The 20,650-nt window shown below is 71.9% G+C and carries 21 protein-coding genes and 1 tRNA gene; 12 read left to right on the top strand and 10 right to left on the bottom strand.

Annotated elements, in window-relative coordinates; all coding sequences use genetic code 11:
- Window positions 1-321: 321 nt before the first annotated feature.
- From ASL10_RS16595 to ASL10_RS11205, 3 genes are read left to right on the top strand one after another with little or no spacing between them, the layout of a single operon-like run.
- Window positions 322-831 carry a sigma-70 family RNA polymerase sigma factor gene (locus tag ASL10_RS16595; RefSeq protein WP_324289782.1) on the top strand — a complete coding sequence of 170 codons (510 nt, stop codon included), beginning with the start codon at window positions 322-324 and terminating at the stop codon, window positions 829-831.
- Window positions 828-1,436 (top strand): Asp23/Gls24 family envelope stress response protein, encoded by a 609-nt coding sequence (locus tag ASL10_RS11200; RefSeq protein WP_157485407.1) that lies wholly within the window; start codon window positions 828-830, stop codon window positions 1,434-1,436. Before ASL10_RS16595 ends, ASL10_RS11200 begins: the two co-directional genes overlap by 4 nt.
- Entirely contained in the window at window positions 1,433-1,765 is a 333-nt protein-coding gene (locus tag ASL10_RS11205) for a hypothetical protein (protein WP_056047198.1), read from the top strand. Before ASL10_RS11200 ends, ASL10_RS11205 begins: the two co-directional genes overlap by 4 nt.
- A 99-nt stretch (window positions 1,766-1,864) precedes the next feature.
- Here the strand turns inward: ASL10_RS11205 and hxlA are convergent, their stop codons facing one another.
- On the bottom strand, window positions 1,865-2,488 hold the full coding sequence (hxlA, locus tag ASL10_RS11210; RefSeq protein ID WP_056047201.1) for a 3-hexulose-6-phosphate synthase: 624 nt from the start codon (window positions 2,486-2,488) through the stop codon (window positions 1,865-1,867).
- 176 nt (window positions 2,489-2,664) lie between these two features.
- On the opposite strand from hxlA, the gene ASL10_RS11215 reads away from it, so the two are divergent.
- Complete coding sequence (locus ASL10_RS11215; RefSeq protein WP_056047205.1) at window positions 2,665-3,516, top strand: LuxR C-terminal-related transcriptional regulator; 852 nt, start codon at window positions 2,665-2,667, stop codon at window positions 3,514-3,516.
- A gap of 229 nt (window positions 3,517-3,745) precedes the next feature.
- Here the strand turns inward: ASL10_RS11215 and ASL10_RS11220 are convergent, their stop codons facing one another.
- The 6 genes from ASL10_RS11220 to ASL10_RS11245 all read right to left on the bottom strand — a co-directional run bounded on the left by ASL10_RS11220 (window position 3,746) and on the right by ASL10_RS11245 (window position 11,589).
- Entirely contained in the window at window positions 3,746-4,807 is a 1,062-nt protein-coding gene (locus ASL10_RS11220) for an ABC transporter permease (RefSeq protein ID WP_082460375.1), read from the bottom strand.
- On the bottom strand, window positions 4,804-5,895 hold the full coding sequence (locus ASL10_RS11225; protein ID WP_200922590.1) for an ABC transporter permease: 1,092 nt from the start codon (window positions 5,893-5,895) through the stop codon (window positions 4,804-4,806). Before ASL10_RS11225 ends, ASL10_RS11220 begins: the two co-directional genes overlap by 4 nt.
- Window positions 5,892-7,466, bottom strand: a complete 1,575-nt coding sequence (locus ASL10_RS11230; RefSeq protein ID WP_056047208.1) for a sugar ABC transporter ATP-binding protein — start codon at window positions 7,464-7,466, stop codon at window positions 5,892-5,894. The genes ASL10_RS11225 and ASL10_RS11230 overlap by 4 nt, the downstream gene beginning before the upstream one ends.
- Window positions 7,467-7,583: 117 nt before the next feature.
- Entirely contained in the window at window positions 7,584-8,567 is a 984-nt protein-coding gene (locus ASL10_RS11235; RefSeq protein ID WP_056047211.1) for an ABC transporter substrate-binding protein, read from the bottom strand.
- 171 nt (window positions 8,568-8,738) lie between these two features.
- Window positions 8,739-10,313, bottom strand: coding sequence for a sugar ABC transporter ATP-binding protein (locus tag ASL10_RS11240; protein ID WP_056047996.1), 1,575 nt, complete (start codon window positions 10,311-10,313; stop codon window positions 8,739-8,741).
- A 220-nt stretch (window positions 10,314-10,533) separates the two neighbouring features.
- Entirely contained in the window at window positions 10,534-11,589 is a 1,056-nt protein-coding gene (locus ASL10_RS11245) for a LacI family DNA-binding transcriptional regulator (protein ID WP_307785022.1), read from the bottom strand.
- 199 nt (window positions 11,590-11,788) lie between these two features.
- Here ASL10_RS11245 and ASL10_RS11250 point away from each other — a divergent pair, with 199 nt between their 5' ends.
- Both ASL10_RS11250 and ASL10_RS11255 read left to right on the top strand, forming a co-directional pair.
- Complete coding sequence (locus ASL10_RS11250) at window positions 11,789-12,415, top strand: AmiS/UreI family transporter (RefSeq protein WP_056047217.1); 627 nt, start codon at window positions 11,789-11,791, stop codon at window positions 12,413-12,415.
- A 24-nt stretch (window positions 12,416-12,439) separates the two neighbouring features.
- Window positions 12,440-13,678: an acyl-CoA dehydrogenase family protein gene (locus ASL10_RS11255; RefSeq protein WP_056047220.1), complete on the top strand. Its 1,239-nt coding sequence runs from the start codon at window positions 12,440-12,442 to the stop codon at window positions 13,676-13,678.
- 154 nt (window positions 13,679-13,832) lie between these two features.
- On the opposite strand, the gene ASL10_RS11260 is transcribed toward ASL10_RS11255, so the two are convergent.
- Window positions 13,833-13,905: transfer RNA gene (locus ASL10_RS11260), tRNA-Arg, on the bottom strand.
- A gap of 88 nt (window positions 13,906-13,993) precedes the next feature.
- Window positions 13,994-14,284: a hypothetical protein gene (locus ASL10_RS11265; RefSeq protein ID WP_056047225.1), complete on the bottom strand. Its 291-nt coding sequence runs from the start codon at window positions 14,282-14,284 to the stop codon at window positions 13,994-13,996.
- Between the two features lie 182 nt (window positions 14,285-14,466).
- Between ASL10_RS11265 and ASL10_RS11270 the strand changes: the two genes are divergently transcribed.
- From ASL10_RS11270 to ASL10_RS11280, 3 genes are all read left to right on the top strand, one after another.
- Window positions 14,467-15,054: a helix-turn-helix domain-containing protein gene (locus ASL10_RS11270; protein ID WP_056047229.1), complete on the top strand. Its 588-nt coding sequence runs from the start codon at window positions 14,467-14,469 to the stop codon at window positions 15,052-15,054.
- 8 nt (window positions 15,055-15,062) lie between these two features.
- Complete coding sequence (locus ASL10_RS11275) at window positions 15,063-16,469, top strand: MFS transporter (RefSeq protein WP_082460376.1); 1,407 nt, start codon at window positions 15,063-15,065, stop codon at window positions 16,467-16,469.
- Window positions 16,470-16,541: 72 nt separating this feature from the next.
- A complete protein-coding gene (locus ASL10_RS11280; protein WP_157485409.1) occupies window positions 16,542-17,402 on the top strand; it encodes a phosphatase PAP2 family protein in 861 nt (286 codons plus the stop codon).
- 21 nt (window positions 17,403-17,423) lie between these two features.
- Here the strand turns inward: ASL10_RS11280 and ASL10_RS11285 are convergent, their stop codons facing one another.
- A complete protein-coding gene (locus ASL10_RS11285; RefSeq protein ID WP_056047235.1) occupies window positions 17,424-18,602 on the bottom strand; it encodes a VIT1/CCC1 family protein in 1,179 nt (392 codons plus the stop codon).
- Between the two features lie 33 nt (window positions 18,603-18,635).
- On the opposite strand from ASL10_RS11285, the gene ASL10_RS11290 reads away from it, so the two are divergent.
- From ASL10_RS11290 to ASL10_RS11300, 3 genes are all read left to right on the top strand, one after another.
- Complete coding sequence (locus tag ASL10_RS11290) at window positions 18,636-19,487, top strand: DUF429 domain-containing protein (RefSeq protein ID WP_056047240.1); 852 nt, start codon at window positions 18,636-18,638, stop codon at window positions 19,485-19,487.
- A gap of 163 nt (window positions 19,488-19,650) precedes the next feature.
- Window positions 19,651-20,163 (top strand): N-acetyltransferase, encoded by a 513-nt coding sequence (locus ASL10_RS11295; protein WP_056048002.1) that lies wholly within the window; start codon window positions 19,651-19,653, stop codon window positions 20,161-20,163.
- Window positions 20,164-20,179: 16 nt separating this feature from the next.
- Entirely contained in the window at window positions 20,180-20,539 is a 360-nt protein-coding gene (locus tag ASL10_RS11300; RefSeq protein WP_056047243.1) for a hypothetical protein, read from the top strand.
- Window positions 20,540-20,650: the final 111 nt, after the last annotated feature.

Here is a 20,650-nt window from a genome sequence, read left to right on the forward strand (position 1 = left end):
TGCTCTGGACCGGTGGGACCGGTCGGTGTCGGGGTGCCCGTGAAGCGGGTCACATCATTCAGACGCACGGGGCACGGCAGGTGTCATGGTGGGTCAGCCAGCTTTCAGGGAACGATTCACCACCACTCACATTTCGGCCATCACGTCCCCCGATCCGGGCACGGGGTGGTAGTCAAGAGGCATGACGCGGGCCGTCCGGGCCTCGTCCCGGGGTCCCCCCCGCGTCCCGTCCCGCCGGGCCCAGTCCCGCCCGTCCGATCGCAGGAGGTCGTCATCACCACCGACGACCCCCTCCTCGACGCCGCGGACGCGACGTTGGCCGTGCGGGCCCGCGACGGCGACGTCCACGCCTACGAGGTCATCGCGCGCCGACACGGACCGCTGATGCGCGTGTACGCCGCGCGCCTCCTGGGCTCCGACCTCGAGTCGGACGACGTCGTGCAGGACGCCTTCATGACGGCCTGGCGACGCCTGGCCGACCTCGACGACCCGTCGCGGGTGCGCAACTGGCTGATGCGCATCGTCAGCAACAAGGCGGTCGACCGTCTGCGCGTGCGACGCGACCACGACGACGTCGACCGGCTCGAGGTGTCGGCTCCGCGCCACGAGACGCCCGAACGCGTGGTCGAGGCCCGGTTGCAGCTCGACGCCATGTGGTCGGCCCTCGACAAGCTCCCCCTCGACCAGCGACGGTGTTGGCTGTTGCGTGAGACCGCCGACTACTCGTACGCGGACATCGCCGAGGCCCTCGACCTGCCCGTCTCGACGGTCCGGGGCAAGATCGCGCGGGCCCGGGTGTTCCTCATGACCGAGATGGAGGCGTGGCGATGACGACCGACGACCGCTCCCCCCTCGACGTGCCCGAGGACGACGACACGGTGGACGGCATCCCCGCCGACCGCCTCGCGGACTACCTCGACGCCGGACGCATGCCCCGCGACCCGGCCATCGAGGGCTCGGCGGCCTGCCGCCTGTACCTGCAGTCGTTGGCCCGGGTGCACGACCTGTCCCGCGCCTCCCTCGAGCACGAGGCCCGCCGCGAACCCGACCGGGACGGCGCCTGGATCGACGGCCTCCTCGACTCGATCCGTCGAGAGGTCGTCGGCGGCCGGGTGATCCCGATCGGCCACCCCGACCCCGCGGTCCGGTTGAGCGTCACCGAGGCCGCGGCGCGCGGGCTCGTGCGACGGGCGGGCGACGAGCAGTCCGGCGTCGTGCTCGGGTCGACGACCTTCGACGGCGACCTGACGACGGCGGGGGCCGACGTGGTCGTGCGGGTGACCGCCGCGGCCCGGTACGGACTCGACCTCGGCGCCGTCGCGGACGAGCTGCGCACCCGCATCACCGAGACGCTGACGCGGCACACCGGGCTGACCGTCGTCCGGGTCGACGTGCTCGTCGACGACGTCTTCGTGGCGGGAGAGGACGACCGATGAGCGACGACCTGCTCTCCCGTGACCTGACCGAGGTGCTGCGCGGCGTCGAGGGCGTGGTCGACGTGTTCGACGCGCACCCCGTCGTCGAGGGGGCGGTGCGGGCCGTCGCGGCCGGCCTCGACCTCGCGGGCTCGACCGGCCTCGTCGAGATCTCGCGGGCGGCCGGTTCGGTGTCCGTCACCGCCCACGTGGCGACCGGACTCGACGTCCCGACGCCCGAGACGCTGGCCCGGGCGGCCGACGCGCTGCGGGGACGCCTGGCCGCCTCCGGCGTGACGGGCGACGTCGTGGTGTCGGTCTCGGCCCGTCTGGTCGACGCATCCCGCTGACCGCGGGACGACGAGGAGGCGCGGTGCCGGTCCGACCGACACCGCGCCTCCTGCGCGTCAGCGCTCTCTCGTGAGCCGCTGCGGGTGGTGCTGGTGCTGCTACTTGATGGCGGCGCGGATCTCGGCGGCGGCACCGGCGACGTCGTCGGCCGAGTAGATCGCGGCACCGGCGACGGCGACGTCTGCTCCGGCGTCCTGGACCGAGCCGACCGTGGCGGCCTTGACGCCACCGGCGACCGAGAACGGCACGCCCGAGGCCTTGCCGGCCTCGAGCAGCTTCTCGAACGTGAAGCCTTCTTCGGCCTGCTCGTCGAGCCCGGCGTGCATCTCGACGAACTCGGCGCCGAGTGCGACGACCTCCTTGGCACGGGCGGCCTTGTCGCCGACGCCGATGAGATCGACGACGATGCCCTTGCCGTGGGCCTTGGCAGCCTTGACCGCACCGGCGATGGTGCTGTCACCGGCGACGCCGAGCACGGTCACCAGGTCGGCGCCGGCCTTGAACGCCTCGCCCGCCTCGAGCTCGCCCGCGTCCATCGTCTTGAGGTCGGCGAAGACGATCTTGTCGGGGTGCGCCTCTTTGATCGCGGTGATGGCGCGGAAGCCCTCGGCCTTGATCAGCGGAGTGCCGAGCTCGATGATGTCGACGCTCGGCGAGGCGGCGGCGGCCAGCTCGAGGGCGGCGTCGGTGGTCAGGGTGTCCATGGCGAACTGCAGCTTCATGTGGTGCTCCTCGTGGGGGCGACGGGGCCCGATCGGGCCTCTGGTACGTCGTCGATCCCGTTGCCTTCGATCCTGGTCCGACGATGCTGTGAGAGCAGCCCCTCGACGGGGGCGTCCCACCCACCCGTTCGGGTAGGGAGGGTGGCGTCGGGTAGGCGGACGCCTAGGGTGGGCGCATGAGCCACACCGTGCACGACGTCCCCGGTCGGGCCGGTTCCGACACCCTGGCCCGCACCCTGGCGTCCGAGCACGCGCGGGCGACCGCCGACCTGGTCGACCGGCATGCGATGACGCTCGAGTCCGTGCTGGCCGCCCTGCGCTCACGACGCCTCGACGACCGGGCGGCACGGGCCGAGGCCATCGACGTCGCGGCGGGGGCCCTGGTCGCCCTCCGGACGGGTTCCGACCGTGACCGCGGGACCACCCTCGAGCCGGTCGTCGGGGCCTTCGCGCGCCTCCGGTCCGACCTCCGGCCGCTCGTGCGCTTCGGCGACCTGGACGTCCAGTTCGTCGAGCCTCCGGCGACGGGTCGGGCCCTGCCGGGGGACGTCGCGCACGTGGCCCGGGCCGTCGTCCGGAACGCCGTGCTCACCTTCGTCGACGCGGGGGACGCACGTCGGGTGCGCATCCAGTGGGACTGCGACGGCCTGAACCTGCTGATCGCGATCCGGGACGACGGCGCGGGCGAGTTGACGGCACACGACGACGCGCTGCGGCCGATCACCGAGCAGGTCTCGGGGGTCGGGGGCGAGCTGACGGTGGCGTCGACCGTGGGGTGGGGCTCGGAGTTGACGGTGCGCCTGCCGCTCGACCCGCCGCCGTCGAACGAGCCGTGGGAGCTGGTCGCGGCCCTGAGCGAGCGGGAACGCGAGGTGCTGCACCGGGTCGCGGCCGGCGACCGGAACCGCGACATCGCGACGGTGCTCGGCATCAGCGACAACACGGTGAAGTTCCACGTGTCGAACCTGTTGCGCAAGCTCGGGGCCCGCAGCCGCACCGAGCTCGCCGCCCTCGCCTCGTCCCCCTGACCCGGAGGCCGCACTCTGCCCACTCGGCCCCTGCGCCGATCGAGTGGGCAGAAAACGTCCTTCATCTCGACGGGAAGGACACCTTCTGCCCACTCGGCGCCCGGGGTGCGGAGCCGACCCCCGTGGTGCCCGTGGCGAGCGACGCGGCTGGTGGAGTCAGAGAGGATCACCTCTCGCCAGCGATCATGCGGTGACAGTGGCTTTGGCCGTGGCGCGCGTCACGTCGTCGCTAGGTCCGCCGCCTCGCCATCACGGCGCGCTGCAGGAGCACGAAGACCAGGAGGATGCCGCCGGTGATGATGGTGGTGGCCTCGGGCGGGATGCCTCCATCTCGCGTGATGAGCACGTTCATGAGGCCGAGCACGAGCGCTCCCACGACGGACCCGAGCACGAAGCCGACGCCGCCGGTGAGGAGGGTGCCACCGATCACCGTGGCGGCGATCGAATCGAGCTCCCACCCGATGCCGGTGATGTTCTGCGCGCTCCCGAGCCGGGCCGTGTAGATGACCGAGGCGAGCCCCGCCAGCGATCCGCTGATCACGTAGACGGCGAGCTTCGTGCGGCGCACCGGGAGGCCCATGAGGGCGGCCGACTGCTCCGACCCTCCGATCGCGTACACGGTGCGACCCAGACGCGTGCGGTGCAGCACGAAGAACGCGACGGCGACCACCACGAGCGCGATGAGCACGCCAGGAGTCGTCACGACGTCGTTCACCTTCGGACCGTCGACGACCTTTATGTTCGTCGCGAGCGAGCGGATGGGCGACTCGTCGGCGAGTCGCTCGGGCACCGTGCTGAGGATGGAGGCGAGGCCCCGTCCGAGGAACATCATCGCGAGCGTCGCGATGAACGGCTGCACGTCGAAGAACTGGATCAGCACGCCCGAGACGACGCCGGATGCCGTGCCGATGAGGATCATCAGCACCATCACGACCCAGGGGTTCCAGCCGGCGTTCGCGAGCAGCACGCCCGCGACGCTGCTGACCGCGACGATCGCACCGACGGAGAGGTCGATGCCCCCCGTGAGGATCACGAACGTGAGCCCCACGGCCAGGACGATCACATGGGCGTTGTTGATGAGCAGGTTCGACAGGGTCGCGGCCTGCACGATGCGGCCGTAGGCGATCTCTCCGTAGGCCAGCATTGCGATCAGGATCACCAGGGCGGCGACCGTCGGCAGGGAATCGAGTCGGAGCCGCATGCGGCGACGCGGTTCGAGGGGCCCGTTGCCGGGGCCCGGGCCGGGGGTCGGCGTGGGGGTGAGGGGCGGGCGGATCGTCGTGGCGCTCATGCGGACACGGCCTCCTTCTCGGTCGGCACGGAGGTCGGCGCCGGGCGGCGGCGCCTCGTGAACAGGGCGCGGACGCGCCGGGACTGCAGCAGCACGATCGCCACGATCACGATCGCCTTGAAGGCGGGCGTCGCCGAGGAGGAGACGCCGAGGAACACGACGGTCTTGTCGAGCGTCGCGATGAGGAGCGCCCCGACCGCGGCTCCGAGCAGGTGGAACTTGCCGCCGGCCAGCGACGTCCCGCCGATGACGACCGCGAGGATGGCGTCGAGCTCGAGTTGGTAACCGGTGCGCGAGACGTCGACCGTCATGACGCTGGACGTGGCGAAGATCCCGGCCACGCCGGCGAGCAGGCCGCTCCCGATGTAGGCGGTGAACAGAAGGGCTCGGCGGTCCAGCCCCGCGAGGCGCGCGGCCTTCGGGTCCATTCCGATCGCTTCGATCATGAGCCCCAGGGCGCTGCGCCGCACGAGGGCGGCGACGCCGAGCGTGATCAGCACGGCCAGCAGGAACACGACGGGTAGTCCGACGAGGTAACCGTTGGCGACCCAGCGGAAGGGCTCGTTGGCCGCGGCCGTGTTCTGGCCTCCCGTGATGACCTTGGCCAGGCCACGGCCGGCGAGCATGATCACGAGTGTGCTGATGAACGGCTGCAGCCCGACGACCGACACGAGCATGCCGTTGACCGCGCCGAGGACCCCGGCGATGAGGAGCGCCAGGCCCATCGCGGCGAGCGCGACGCCGAGGGAGTCGGAGCCGGCCGCCTTCAGGAACTCCATCGAGACGGCACCGGCGACGACCATGATCGAGCCGACGCTCAGGTCGATGCCGCCGGTGGCGACCACGAGGCACATGCCCACCGCGATCATGAGCACGGGGGCAGCGGCCCGGAGGATGTCGACGAGGTTGCCCACGAGGTTGCCCGTGTCCGGGTTGACGGACAGTGCGAGGTAACCGGGGTCCTTCGCCACGTTGATCGCCAGCAGCAGCACGATCGCGACCGTGCCCCAGACCCAGGGCCGGTGCAACAGGTCACCGAGCCCGTGGGCGCCCAGGCGCCTGGTCATGGTGGTCGTCGGGTCACTCATCGGGTTGCCTCCTCGGGCGTGGTGCGGGGGATGGTCTCGAGGGGGATCTCGGAGACGCCCTCCTCGGCGATGGCGGCGACGATGGACTCGGCGGTGACGTCCGGTCCCGCCGCGAGCTCGGCGATCTTGCGGTGGTCCTTCAGCACGACGATCCGATCGCTGAGCCGGACGACCTCCTCGAGCTCCGAGGAGATGAACACGACGGCGACTCCCGTGTCGGCGAGGGCGGCGACCTGTTCCTGGATCTCGGCCTTGGCACCGACGTCGATGCCGCGTGTGGGCTCGTCGAGGATCAGCAGCTCCGGCTCGGTCGCCAGCCACCGGCCGAGCAGGACCTTCTGCTGGTTGCCGCCGGAGAGGTTGCTGATGGGTCGATCGGGATCTGCGGGTCGCACGTTGAGCTCGGTGAGATATTTCGTCACCATGCGGTCCTTCTCCTTGGCCGAGAGCGGGCGGGCCCAGCCCCGTTTCGCCTGCACGGCGAGCACGAGGTTCTCGCGGACGCTCAGGTCGCGGATGATCCCCTCGTCTCGACGGTTCTCGCTCGAGAACGCGATGCGGTGCTTCAGGGCCTTCGCAGGGGACGAGATCGCCACGGGGACGCCGTCCATGGTCACGGATCCCGAGTCGGGGCGATCGACTCCGTAGAGGAGACGGGCGAGTTCCGTGCGGCCGGAGCCGAGGAGGCCGGCGAGGCCCACGACCTCGCCGCGACGCAGGTCGACGTCCGTCGCGTCGAGCGAGCCCTTGCGGCCGATCCCGGTGGCCCGGTAGACGGGCTCGCCCTCGGCGACCTGTCGGCTCGCCCGGTCCCGGTCGAGGGAGCGGAGGCTCTGCAGGTCCTTGCCGATCATCTCCGAGATGAGGCCGGCACGATCGATGTCTCGTGTGAGGTGCTCAGCCACGAACTTGCCGTTGCGCAGCACGGTGAGTCGGTCGCTGATCGCGAAGACCTGGTCGAGGAAGTGAGAGACGAAGAGGATGGCGACGCCTTCGTCACGAAGGCGTCGCATGACCCGGAAGAGACCTTCGACCTCGTCCGCGTCGAGGCTCGAGGTCGGCTCGTCGAGGATCAGCACCTTCGCCTCGACGACCGTGGCGCGGCTGATCGCGACGAGCTGCTGGAGGGCGAGGCTGAGCGACGAGAGGGGGGTGCGCGCGTCCAGGTGACCGAGTCCCACACGCGCCAGGACCTCGGAGGCGGCGGCGTGCGTCCCCTTCCAGTCGATGCCGAACCGGCCGCGCTTCTCGTGGCCGAGCATGACGTTCTCACCGATGGTGAGGTTGCTGCACAGGTTGACCTCTTGGTAGACCGTCGAGATTCCCGCAGCCTGCGCGTCCGCGGTGCCCGAGAGGCGACGTTCGACGCCGTCGACGACGACGCGTCCGGAGTCGATGGCGTAGACGCCCGTGAGCGCCTTGATGAGCGTCGATTTACCGGCGCCGTTCTCGCCCATGAGCGTGTGGACCTCGCCGGGGTAGAGACGGAGGTCGACCCCGTCGAGGGCTTTGACCCCGGGAAAAGCGATGGTGATGGCTTGCATCTCGACGATGGGGCCGGGTGCCTGCATGCGTGTAACTCCTTGTCTGCCGATGCCCACCCGCCCGCTGCCGTGGCAGCGGGTGGGTGGCGGGGGCGGCGAGGCGGACTCGTCCGCCTCGCCGCCGGGTGTGGCCGTGCGGGCTGGTCAGAACTTCCGGTCGGGCAGTGCCGTGGCGGCTGCCTCGGGCGAGTCGAACGTGGCCGACTCGACGACGATCGACGACTCGACGGTGTCGCCGTCGAGCAGCTTCTGCACTGCCTCGAGGGCCGTGTCGCCGAACAGCGGGTTGTACTCGGCGACGAAGCTGAGCTTGGACTCGGACAACGCCTCGAGGGCGCTCTTCGTGCCGTCGATGGTGGCGATCTTCACGTCCTTGCCGGGCGTGAGGCCCGCCTCCTCGACCGCCTGCACGGCGCCGAGTCCCATCTCGTCGTTCTGGGCGAAGACCATCTGGACGTCGTTGCCGTTCGACTTCAGCACCGTCTCGAAGACGCTCTTGGCCTCTTCGGTCGACCAGTTGGCCGTCTGCGCGCCGATCTTCGTGAATGCGCTGTCTGCGCCGATCACCTCGTCCCAACCTTCGTTGCGTTCGTTCACGACCGAGACGCCCGCCGGGCCCTCGAGGGTGAAGTACTTGCCACCCTCGGGAAGCGCGCCCTTGGCCCACTCGGCGACGGACTCGCTGACGGCGATGTTGTCGGGCGCGATCCGGGTCGCGTAGAGCGAGGTGTCGTCCGGCTCGATGCCACGGTCGATGAGGACGACGGGGATCTCGGCTTCCTTCGCCCGCTCGAGCGAGTCCTCCCAGCCGGAGCCCTCGGTGGCCGAGAGAAGGATCACGTCGACACCCTCGTCCACGAACGACGTGAACGCGTCGATCTGCGACTTCTGGTCGTTGTTGGTCGCCGGGGCGTACTTGAGATCGAACCCGGCGTCTCTCGTGAAGGTGTCCTGGATGTTCGTCTCGTTGGCCTGACGCCAGGCGCCCTCGGGGCCGACCGCGACGAAGCCGACCGTTGCCAGGTCGTCACCGCCGTCCGTCGAACCGGTGCCGGAACTGCAGGCCGCGAGACCGAGGGCAATGGCCCCTGCGGCGGCGATGGTGGCGATGCGCCTCTTCGTGGACATGGATCTCCTCCTTGAGATGACCGGACGTCTTCGTCCGGTCGTGGCCATGAGGCCGGTCGTGCTGCGTGGGCTCGGGTGCTTCCGCGTGCTGGGAATGTTACCGGTAACAGTTTCGCGAGTGCAAGAGTGCTCGAGAACATCCGCCCGTCGGGAAGGGATCGACTGCGAGCCTCAGCGGCGTGACGGCGCTGCAGGCGGCAGGAGGGGCCCGCCCTGCCACACCGGCGGGAAGTCGTCGCCCTCGTCGCTCTCGTCGTCCGGTGCGGCGATGAGCTCGACGAGGGTGTCGACCGTGACGCCCGGCCCGTTGCTGAGCTCGCCGATCTTCTCCCGGTCCTTGAGGACGACGATCCGGTCGCTCACCCGCACGAGCTCGTCGAACGCGCTCGAGATGAACACGACGGCGACACCCTCGAGCGCGAGCTGCGCGATGTGCGCCTGGATGTCGACCTTGGCGCCGATGTCGACGCCGCGCGTCGGCTCGTCGAGGATCAGCACGCGGGGCCGGATCGCCAGCCAGCGAGCGAGGAGCACCTTCTGCTGGTTGCCGCCCGAGAGCTCGCCGGCGGGTGTCGCCGGATCGACCGGCGTGATGTCGAAGTGCTCGATGTGCCGCTCGACGAGGTCCTCGCGCTCGGCCTTGGAGAGCGGGTGCGCCCACCCACGCAGAGCCTGCAACGCGAGGACGATGTTCTCCCGCACGCTGAGGTCGTTGATGAGGCCCTCCGCCCCTCGATCCTCGGCAGACAACGCCACCCGGTTCCGCAGTGCGTCCGCAGGGCGGTCGATCACGACGGTCCGACCACCGAGCGTGACCACGCCGCCGTCAGCTCGGTCGGCGCCGGCCAGCAGGCGCGCGAGCTCGGTTCGCCCGGAGCCGCGAAGCCCCGCGATGCCGACCACCTCTCCCGCGTGCAGCTCGAAGTCGACCGGCCGCAACATCCCGCGGCGTCCTACACCGGTGGCGCGGTACAGCGGCGGGCCGACCGGATCCACACGATGGGCGCGGCGCTCTGACCCGATGCGTTGCAGGTGCGCGATGTCCTTGCCGATCATCCGCGCGACCAGTTCGGCGCGGCCGATCTCGTGCGGCAGGTAGTCGCCCTTCTTCACACCGCCTCGAAGGATCGTCATCCGGTCGCTGAGTGCCAGCACCTGCTCGAGGAAGTGCGAGACGAAGAGGATGGCCACACCCTGGTCGCGGAGGCGGCGGATCACCTCGAAGAGCTGCGCGACGTCGACGGCATCGAGGCTCGACGTGGGCTCGTCCAGCACGAGCACCCGTGGTCGGTCGACCATGGCGCGGGCGATGGAGACGAGCTGGCGGCTGGCGGGAGTGAGGTCCGCCAGCAGGGCTCGCGGGTCCAGCTCGGCCAGTCCGAGCTCGGCCAGCATCGTGGCGGCGCGTTCATGCGTCGCACGCCAGGAGATGCCGACGCGACCGTGCACCTCGTGGCCCAGCATCACGTTCTCACCGACGCTCAGGTTCTCGACCAGGTGCGATTCCTGGAACGCGGCCTGGATGCCGAGGGCCCGCGCGTCAGCCGGACCGCCGAGACGGACGGGCTCGCCGTCCACGAGGACCTCCCCTGCTTCGATCGGGTACACGCCGAGCAGCGCCTTGATGAGCGTGGACTTCCCCGCTCCGTTCTCGCCGAGGAGAGCGTGCACCTCGCCCGAGTGGAGGTCGAGGTCGACCCTGTCGAGCGCGACGCCGTTCGAGAACGCGACGGTGATCCCCCGCATCTGCACCGTGGGGTGGGCAGGTCCGTCCCGCCGCTCGTCGTGACCGGACCAGGTCGGGCCAGCGGCCTGAGGGCCGATCGGGTGCATCGTCGTCGATGCCCGTACGTGACGCACGTGGTGCTCCTCGGGTCGGAGGCCTTGACGGCCTCGCGCCGGGCGGTGCCCGACGTGCACGACTGTAGCTGTCGTGATGCACGCGGGCGAACGACGACGAGCTGGATTACCTCAGATGGCCATCTCGGTCGAGAGGGCGCGCAGCCGCGCTGGAGTCACGCACCACGAGCTCGGCGGGAATCCGGCTGTTCTGCGGGATCTCTCGGCCCTCGATCGCGGCGATCAGGACGTCCACCACGAGCGACCCGAGCGCCGGGAAGTCCTGCCGCACGGTCGTGAGCGGCGGGAGGAAGTGGCGCGAGACGGGCAGGTCGTCGAAGCCGACGACGCTCAGGTCCTCCGGCACGCGGATGCCGCGGTCGTGGAGGCCGTGGATCACCCCGAGCGCCATCTCGTCATTGGCGACGAACACGGCGGTGTATTCCGGAACTCCGGTCAGTCCGCGTGCGTAGTCGTAGCCGAAGTCGCTCGACCAGTCACCGATGACGATGGGCCGCTCGTGCATGCCCCATGCCCGGGTGCGCGCATGGAAGGCACGCTCGCGAGCGCGGGCGTCGAACCAGTCGAGGGGCCCTGAGAGATGGAGGACGTCGCGGTGACCCAGCGACGCGAGGTGATCCACGGCCAGCTTCGTGCCGGCAGCCTGGTCGACGGAGACCGTGAGGAAGGCCGGGTCCTTCTCGGCCTTGACGACCAGGGTCGGCAGCCCCGTCGTGATGGTCCGGAGCACGGCCACGGACGACGAGCGCGGAGCGACCACGCAGAGTGCGTCGATGCCCTGGCCTGTGAGGTGGCGCACGGCCTCCTCGGGAGTCGCCGAGTCGTCGCGGAGCGCGAACGACGCCACGGAGTACCCGCCGTCGCGCGCCGATCGCTCGATGGCCCGCAAGATGCTCGACGGACCGAACTCGACGGCGCTCTCGATCAGCACGCCGATCCGGAGGGCCCGCTGGGTGACGAGCTCGCGCGCAGCACTGTTGGGACGGAAGTCGAGCTCGGCGACGACCTCGAGCACGCGTTGGCGCGTGGACTCCTTGACCTGCGGGTGACCATTGAGCACGCGTGACACGGTCATGTGCGACACACCAGCACGCTCGGCAACCTCGCGAAGACCGAGACGTTCACCGCCGCCTCTGACGCTCACCCGGGCTCCATCCTGCACGCTCCGCAACGCAGCTTGGCGTCATCTGCGCCGGCGTGGACGTGGCTCCATGGCGCTGGCTCATTGTACGGGGGCCTTGCTCACGTGGCGGTCGGCTTCCGTGACGAACACGACGGGTACCGCCGTCACGGGGCGTAGCGGACGGACATGATGGGACACGAGACACCGACCGAGGGGTGAACGGTGTCAAGGTCTCCGCATGGCGCTCATCTGCTTGGTCCTCTCCGGGGCCGCCCTCCTGGTCAACGGCCTCACCCTGCTCGGGCGCGTGCCCGGCCGGGACAGCGGCGTGTTCAACGTCCTGGTCGGCGGTCTGCAGCTCGTCCTCTGCGTGGCCGTGGCCGTGTCAGCCGACGGTTCCCTGCCCATCCTCTTCGGGATCTCGGGCACCTTCTTGTTCGGCATCACGTACCTCTACGTCGGCGTGGACTCCCTCCTCGGCCTCGGCGCCGTGGGCCCGGGCTGGTTCTGCGGCCTGGTCGCCGCTCTCGCCGTCGCCTTCGCGATCGTCCACGTCGCGGACGACCCTTTCCTCGCCGTGCTCTGGACGGGATGGGCGGCGCTCTGGGCGCTGTTCTTCGTCCTGCTCGCCCTCGGCCGATCGGCCATCAGCACCTACACCGGGTGGGCCCTCGTCCTCGCGAGCCAGGTGACCACCACGGTCCCCGCGCTCCTCGGCCTCACCGGGCACTGGCCGACCGGCTCGGTCGCCACGACGGCTGCACTCCTGGCGCTCGTCGGGGTGTTCGGCGGCGCCGTCCTTCTCACCCGCCGAGCCGCCACACGTCCCCAGCCGGAACACACGCCTGCCCCTGCCGCTGCCTGACCCACCAGAACGGAACCGAGACCCATGACCACGACGACCACCACCTCCACCACGTCCGTCACCACGGCGTCACCCACCGACGACGCCCTGTCCGCGCGTTTCCGCCCGCTCTTCGACCGCATCGCCGCCGGTGCCGCGGAACGCGACCGTGAGCACCGCCTCCCCGTGGCCGAGATCCGCGAGCTCGCCGACGCGGGCTTCGGAGCCCTCCGTGTCCCCGTCGAGTTCGGGGGCTCCGGCGCCACCCTCCCGCAGCTGTTCGAGTTGCTCACCGAGCTCGCGGCGGCGGACAGCAACATCCCCCAGGCCTTGCGCGGCCACTTCGCTCTCGTCGAGGACCGCCTCGTCGCCCGGTCCGGACCGCGCGACGTCTGGCTCGAACGGTTCGGCCGCGGCGAGATCGCCGGGAACTCCTGGACCGAAGTGGGCACGGTGCAGGTCGGCGACGTCGCGACGAAGGTCAGCCCGGACCCGGGCGGCGGATTCCGCATCACCGGGCAGAAGTACTACTCCACCGGCAGCATCTTCGCCGACTGGATCGACACGTACGCCGAACGCACGGACACCGGCGACCGGGTCATCGCGATCGTCGACGCCCGCCAGGAAGGCGTCACCCACACCGACGACTGGGACGGGTTCGGGCAGCGGACGACGGGGTCGGGCACGAGCACCTTCCGAGATGCTCGTGTCGGTGCCGACGACGTCGTGCTCTTCGACGAGCGATTCAGGTACCAGACGGCCTTCTACCAGGCCGTGCTGCTGAGCGTCCTCGCCGGCTCCGTCGTGGCAGCCGAGCGGGACATCGCGTTCGAGGTCAGGAACCGCACCCGGGTGTTCTCCCACGGCAACGCCGACACGTTCGCCGCCGACCCGCAGATCCTGCAGGTCGTCGGCGAGGTCTCAGCCGCCGGCTTCGCCGCACGGGCGGTCGTCGACCGCGCCGCCCAGGCCCTCCAGGGCGCCTACGAGGGTGCCTTCCTGGACGAGACCGAGGACGAACAGCGGAACGACCGCGCCGAACTCGCCACCGCGCAGGCCCAGGTCGCCCTGACATCGCTCGCGACCCAGGCGACCTCGCACCTGTTCGACGCGCTGGCGGCATCCGGCGTGAGCACCACGAAGAACCTGGACCGGCACTGGCGAAACGCCCGGACCGCCGGCAGCCACAACCCGTGGGTGTTCAAAGCACGCATCGTCGGCGACCACGCCGTCAACGACGTCCAGCCGCCACGGGTCTGGGCCATCGGCGCGACCCGCCGCTGATCTCAGAAGACGAGCACCGAGGACGAGAAAAGCCCTGCCGCGTAGGGCAGGGCTCTTCGGGTCCGCACCGAAGGCGCACGCCGCCGGAGGCGGCAAGACAAGCACCGAAGACGAGGAAAGCCCCTGCCATGTTGGGCAGGGGCTTTCGAGTCTGTGCGCCTGGAGGGACTCGAACCCCCAACCTTCTGATCCGTAGTCAGATGCTCTATCCGTTGAGCTACAGGCGCGTTTCGCTGGCCGATTGGCCAGAGGAAACACTACACGAGGGAGGCGCGGGGCGCGAATCGAGGCCGACCCGCGCCTCCTCGGGTCGTGTCAGTAGGTGTGTTTGCCTTCGCCGTCGCCCTTGTAGTCGCCGATCAGCTCGTCGACCTGGCCGGCCTCGGCCTGGCCGGGCTGGCGGGTGGGGACGGCGTCGTCGGCCGGTCCGTCGTCGAGCGAACGGGAGCCGGTGCCGCCGTCGGGGTGGTTCTCGCTGGTGATCTCGACGGGGCGGTCGTCCCGCTCTCCGACGGTGTGGTCGCCGTGACCCTCGCCACTGCTGTTGCCACGACGCTCGAGGTCGGTCTCGTCGGTGCCGTGCGGGTCGTCCGGGGTCTTCGTCATCGGGTTCCTCCTGCGCGCCGGACTGTCCGGCGGTCGTGCTCCGAGCATGCGCCGCGGGTCCGACCTCCGCCCGCGACACCCACCACACTCACGGCTCGAACGGTTGGTCGGCCCGCCCACGCCCTCGTCGAGAAGCACAACGAATCTTGCGCAACGGCTCTTGTGCACCTATCGTCGACTCCATGTCCCCCCGAGAGACCTCCCGCAGCACCCTCACCGACGCCGCCTCGATGCGCGTGCTCGCCCATCCGACCCGGTTGCGCCTCCTCGGTCTGCTGCGCGAACGCGGCGCGCAGACGGCCGCCCAGCTCGGCGACGCCGTCGACGAGGCCCCGGGGACGATCAGCTACCACCTCTCGAAACTCGCCTCGATCGACCTGATCGAGGCGGCCGAGCCGCAGACCACCGACCGGCGCGAGCGCTGGTGGCAGGCCACCGCGCAGCTCACCAGTTGGGAGCCCGCCGAGTTGCTCGACGACCCCGACCGCCTCGTCGCCTCGTCCGCGCTGCAGAAGTCGATCGGCCAGGCCTACGCCGCCCGCTTCGGCGAGTACGTCGACGCGATGCCCACCCTGCCTCGCGAGTGGATCGCGGCCGGGGCGAGCGGCGACCGCAGCCTGCGCCTCACCACGACCGAGCTCGCCGCCCTGCGCCGCGACCTCGAGGGCGTCGTCGACCGCTGGCTCGACGTCAGCGCCGCCCACGACCCGGCGGCCGACGACGGCGCCGCGCCGGTCGTGCTCGTCTACCAGGCCTACCGCCGCCCCTGAGGCGCGTCGTGAGCGAGAGCACGCCGGCCGAGGAGGCGCGGGGCACCGACAGCGCCACTCGCGGCGGTCGTCCGGCCCGGCCCCGCGGCGGGCGCACGGGTCACACCGTCCGCACCGAGCGCACCGACCGGGTAGCCCTGTCGTCCCTCGTCGCGGCCCACGCGATCTCACAGACGGGCAACGTCGTCACGGCCTTCGCCGTGCCCTTCTACGTCCTGGGTCTCGGCGGGTCGGGGGCCGAGGTCGGGCTCGCGGCGGCGTTCGCGACGGCCCCGGTGATCATCGGCGGCCCGCTCGGGGGCGTCGTCGTCGACCGGGTCGGGCACCGGCGGGCCGCGATCGTCGCCGACCTCGTGAGTGGCGCCTCCGTCCTCGCGATGCCCGTGCTCGCGCTCACCGTCGGGCTGCCGTTCTGGGCCCTGCTCGCGCTCGTCTTCGTCGGCGGCCTGCTCGACAGCCCCGGACAGACGGCGCGCCGGGTGATGCTGCCCGCGCTGACCGAGCGGGCCGGAGTCCGCATCGAACGCAGCGTGGGGCTCCTCGACGGGTCCGAGCGCTTCGCCAAGCTGATCGGGGCGTCGATCGCCGGGCTCCTCGTCGCCGCCGTCGGACCGGTCGCGTCCCTGTTCGTCAACGCCGCCACCTTCGCCGTCTCGGCGGCCCTGACCGGGGCACTCGTCCCGGCGTCCGGTCCGGCACGGACCGGATCACCGAATCCGAGAGACGACCACCCGACCGACGCCACCGACGCGACCGAGCCGACCCGCGCCTCCTACCGGTCCGACCTCGTCGAGGGCGCCCGCTTCGTCGTCCGCGACCCGCTGATGCGGCTGATCGTCGCGCTCGTGCTGACCACGAACCTGCTCGACGCCGCACGCGGGTCGACCCTGCTGCCCCTCTACGCGAACGACCGACTCGGAGGCGCGGCCGCCCTGGGACTACTCGTCGCCACCATGGGCGGGTGCGCCCTCGCCGGCAACGTCGCCTTCGGTTTCGTCGCCCACCGGGTGCCGCGCCGCCTCACCTTCGTCGCCTGCTTCACCCTCGCCGGCGGGCCGTCGAGCCTGGCGTTCGCCCTCGGCGCCCCGCTGCCGGTGCTGGTCGCCGCGACCGCGCTCTCGGGTCTCGCCGCCGGCGCCCTCAACCCGATCCTCGGCACGGTGCAGCTCGAGCGCACCCCCGAGCACCTCCGCGGGCGGGTCTTCGGACTGGTCACCGCGGGAGCCTGGGCCGGCATCCCGGCCGGCGCCCTGCTCGGCGGGGTCGCGGCCGACACGATCGGGCTGACGGTCGCGTTCGGCATCGTCGCCGTGGTCTACACGACCGTCACGCTCGCCCCGCTCACCGGCGGTCACTGGCGACTGATGGAGCGTCGGGGCCCGCCCGGCGGCCGGCCACCTGCACCCTCGCTGTGAGTCGGGGCGACCCCGGCGCATCGGCAGGTCGGACCGAGCCTGTTTCCAGGCGACGTGTAGTTAGCTCGTCCGGTGACTGCTCACCCGACCCTTTCGACGGCGCCTGCCGTCCGTCGACGGGTCACGGGTCGTTGGGTGGTCGCGTCGTCGGCCTCGCTCGTCGTGCTGGCGGGCGTCTACACGATCGCGGTCCTCACCGAGACCGGCCAGTCCATCGAGGACAGCATCCTCCGCTCGGTCGACGGCACCACGTTGTTGCAGTCCGGGGTCGCGCTCGACGCCATCTCTCCCCCGGCCGTGCTGCTGGTCGTCGCCCTCACGATGGTGGTGGCGTTCCTCCGCCGCCGGCCCGGGTCGGCCGTCCAGGCGGGCGTGCTGATCATCGGCGCGACGGTCACCACCCAGGTGCTCAAGCAGCTCGCGCCCCGCCCCGAGCTGACGGGCGAGCTCTACGGCAACAGCTTCCCCAGCGGGCACGTCACGGTCGCCGTCGCCGCGGTCCTGGCGATCATGACCACGTTCGGCCGGCACGCCCGGCCCCTGTTCTACATGGTCGGTGCGGCGTTCGCGGCCGTCGTCGCCGAGCAGACCGTCGCCTTCGGCTGGCATCGCTGCAGCGACGTCGTCGGCGCCTGCGCCGTGGCCCTGCTCTGGCTCGGCCTCGTCCGCATCGCCGCCGCCCGCCTCTCACGTGACCCTCGCGGCCGCGACGACGTGGGCCCCCGGTCGCACGGGGCCACCTCGGTGGTGCTGGGCCTCGCCTTGGTCGTCTGCCTCACCCTGTCGGGCGCGATCTGGAGCATCGGCATCGGCTCCGACATGAGCCTCACGACCTCGACCGGCCAAGGGGTGCTGATGGGCGCGCGCCTCGCCGCGGCCGGCGTCGTCCTCGTCACGTGCTGGATCGCCTGGAAGCTCGACCGCAAGGCCTGACGCGCACGTGGCCCGATCCGCTCAGCCCGCGGCGCCGGTCCCGAACAACAGCCCCAGCAGGTAGGTCACGGCGGCCGCCCCGAACCCGATGCCGAGCTGGCGCAGCGCCCGCCTGACCGGGCTCGCCCCCGACAGCAACCCGACGACGGCGCCCGTGCCGAGCAGCGCGACGCCGACCAGCGCCGACGCCACGACGACCGCCACGAGCCCGGACAGCCCGAACAGGTAGGGCAGCACGGCGATCACGGCCCCGGACGCGAAGAAGCAGAAGCTCGAGGCGGCAGCGCCGAAGGCCGTGCCGAGGGTCTCGTGGGTGGCGGGCTCGTCGGCCGAGCGCGCCTCCTGGTCCGGGGCGTCCGCCCAGCCGGCCGTGGCGGCGCCCGGTGCGGCCCCCGCAGGAGGCGCGCTCGGCGACGAGGCCCCTCGCCCCGCGCCCGCGAGCACCTCCCGCGCGTGGGCCTCGGCCTCGTCGGGCGACATGCCCCGTGCCCGGTAGACGAGCGCCAGCTCGTTCGCGTCGACGTCGAGGTCGGGCAGCACGTGTCGCGCCGTCGGGTCGGGGGTGGAGGCGTCGAGCAGCTCGCGCTGAGACCGCACCGAGACGTACTCGCCCGCCCCCATCGACAACGCCCCGGCGAGCAGACCCGACAGCCCGGTCAGCAGCACCACGTGGTTCGCGACGCCCGAGGCGCTGATGCCGAGCACGAGCGCCAGGTTGCTGACCAGACCGTCGTTCGCCCCGAACACGGCGGCGCGGAACGACCCCGACAGGCGGTTGCGTCCGCGCTCGGCCAGGCCGCGCACGACCTCGCCGTGGATGCGTTCGTCGGCGGCCATCGCGTCGGTGGCGTCGGCGTCGGTCGCGTAGGGCGACCGTGCCTCCGCGCTCTGCACGAGAGCCAGCACGAAGATCGAGCCGAAGCGCCGGGCGAGCACCCCGAGCACGCGGGTGCGCAGGTCGGTGCGGGCCGGACGCCCGACGTCGGCGCCGAGCAGGTCCACCCAGTGCTGTGCGTGGCGGCCCTCGGCGTCGGCCAGGGCGACCAGGATCGCGCGCTCCTCGCCGTCCCGGCGGCGGGCGAGGTCGCGGTAGGTCGACTCCTCGGCGCGCTCGTCGGCGAGGTAACGCCGCCAGCGACGCAGGTCGGCGGGGGTGCGGGTGCTCGTGCCGCCGCTGGTGCGGGTGCTGCTCGTGGGCATGGGGACAGTATCGGCCGCGAGTACGGTCGAGCGGTGACCACACCCCGGCCCCGCTACCTCGGCGTCGACCTCGCCTGGCGCGACTCGACGCCCGAGCGCCCCGCGAACGAGACCGGCCTGGCCGTGATCGACGCCGACGGCACGGTGCTCGACGCCGGCTGGGCGCGCGGCGTCGACGAGGTCGAGGCGTGGGTCCGACGCTGGTCGACGCCCGGCTCGGTCGTCGCGGTCGACGCCCCCGTGCTCGTGCCGAACGCCACGGGCATGAGGGCGAGCGAACGCCTCGTGGCGCGTGCCTACGGTCGCTGGCACGTGTCGGCCAACGCGAGCAGCGCCTCCCTGCCCTGGCTCGGCGGGCGCACCCTCGGCGAGCGCCTCGAGCGTGCCGGCGGCGTCTACGACGACGGCGTCGTGCCGGTGGCGGCCGACGCGGTGGGGCACTTCGAGTGCTACCCGTACACGACGCTCGTCGGCATGACCGAGCTCGCCTACGACGACAAGCGTCCCCGCTACAAGCGACCCGACCTCACCCTGCCCAAGGAGGCGCGGCGCGAGGCCCGCGCGGCGGCCTGCGACGAGCTGCTGCGTCGGCTGGGCGGGCTGGCCCGGGCCGAGGTGCCGTTGCGCCTCGACTCGCACCCGGTGTCCGCGGCGCTGCTCGAGGAGCCCTCGCCGCTGGTCGACCGCGCCTACAAACACCGCGAGGACCTGCTCGACGCACTGGTCTGCGCCTGGACGGCGGCGCTCCGCGCGCGGACGCCCGAGCGCCTGCAGGTGCTCGGCGTCGACACCGAGCCGGACGACCGCGGGAGGCGCGCGACGCTGATCTCACCGGCCCGCCCCGAGCAGCGCCTCGGCCCCGCCCCCGTGGCGCGGGTCGGCTGAGGGCCGCACCGCGCCTCCTGACGTGACGACCCCGGGGCGCGGGTCCGCGTCGGGACGCGACCCGCGCCTCCTGACGTGACGACGACGGGGCCCGACCCGGCGGTGGGACGCGACCCGCGCCTCCTGCACCCGCCGCGTCCCGCCCGTGTGGCAGGGTGGCGGCATGCCCGCACGACCCGTGACCGTCCGCCGCACGACCGCCGACGACTGGCAGCGCGTCCGCGACCTGCGCCTCGCGATGCTCGCGGACACGCCGATCGCCTACGGCGAGACGCTCGCCGTCGCCCGTCGTCACGCCGAGGCCGAGTGGCGGATGCGCGGGGCCCGGGGCGAGGCCGAGCACGGCACCTCGCTGGTCGCGATCGACGACGGGACGGGCGACTGGGTCGGCGCCATGGGCGGCTTCCTGCAGTCGGCGGGGCAGCCCCTGCTGGTCGGCGTGTACGTCGCCCCGAGCCATCGAGGGCGCTCGGCCGGGGTCACCGACCTGCTGCTCGACGGCGTCGAGACGTGGGCCGCGACCGAGGGCGACACCCTGCGCCTGCACGTCCACGAGCAGAACGAGCGGGCCATCGCGTTCTACCGTCGACGCGGGTACGAACCGACCGGACACACGAACCCCTACGCCCTCGACCCCGCCGCGCGCGAGCTCGAGATGCTCGCGCCGCTGCGCTGACCGCCGCACCCGTCCGGTGGCGAGCACGCACGACGTCTTCCTCGAGGGCGCACACGACGAGTCGCGACACCTCGTCGAGCAGACCCTGATCGATCACGGCTTCACCCTGTCGCTCGCGTCGGACGGCAGCACCCGGGCCGTCCGGGGCACGCTGGCCTCCACCCTCGCGCTGCGCGCCTTCGCCGGGCGGGCGCAGTTGCTGACCCTCGGCGTGCAGTGGTTCGTGGACGACCGGGGACGCCTCGTGGTGCGGGTCGTGCACGAGCCGGCCCTGTCGGTGCTCGGCGGCCCGGTCGGCGTCGTCCGGGCGCAGCGGGCCGTCGGCGAGGTGGTCCGGGCACTCGAGGCGGTCGCCCTCGCACGCCGCGCCCCCTGACGGATGTGACCCGCGCGCGTCCTGTCCCCCGAAACACGCGTCCCGACGCCCTGCCTGTGAGGAGCGTCCACGTCTGAACCGCACCATCTCGTGCGGCCTAGCGTTCGTCGA

The organism is Frigoribacterium sp. Leaf8, from assembly GCF_001421165.1.
Lineage (GTDB): Bacteria > Actinomycetota > Actinomycetes > Actinomycetales > Microbacteriaceae > Frigoribacterium.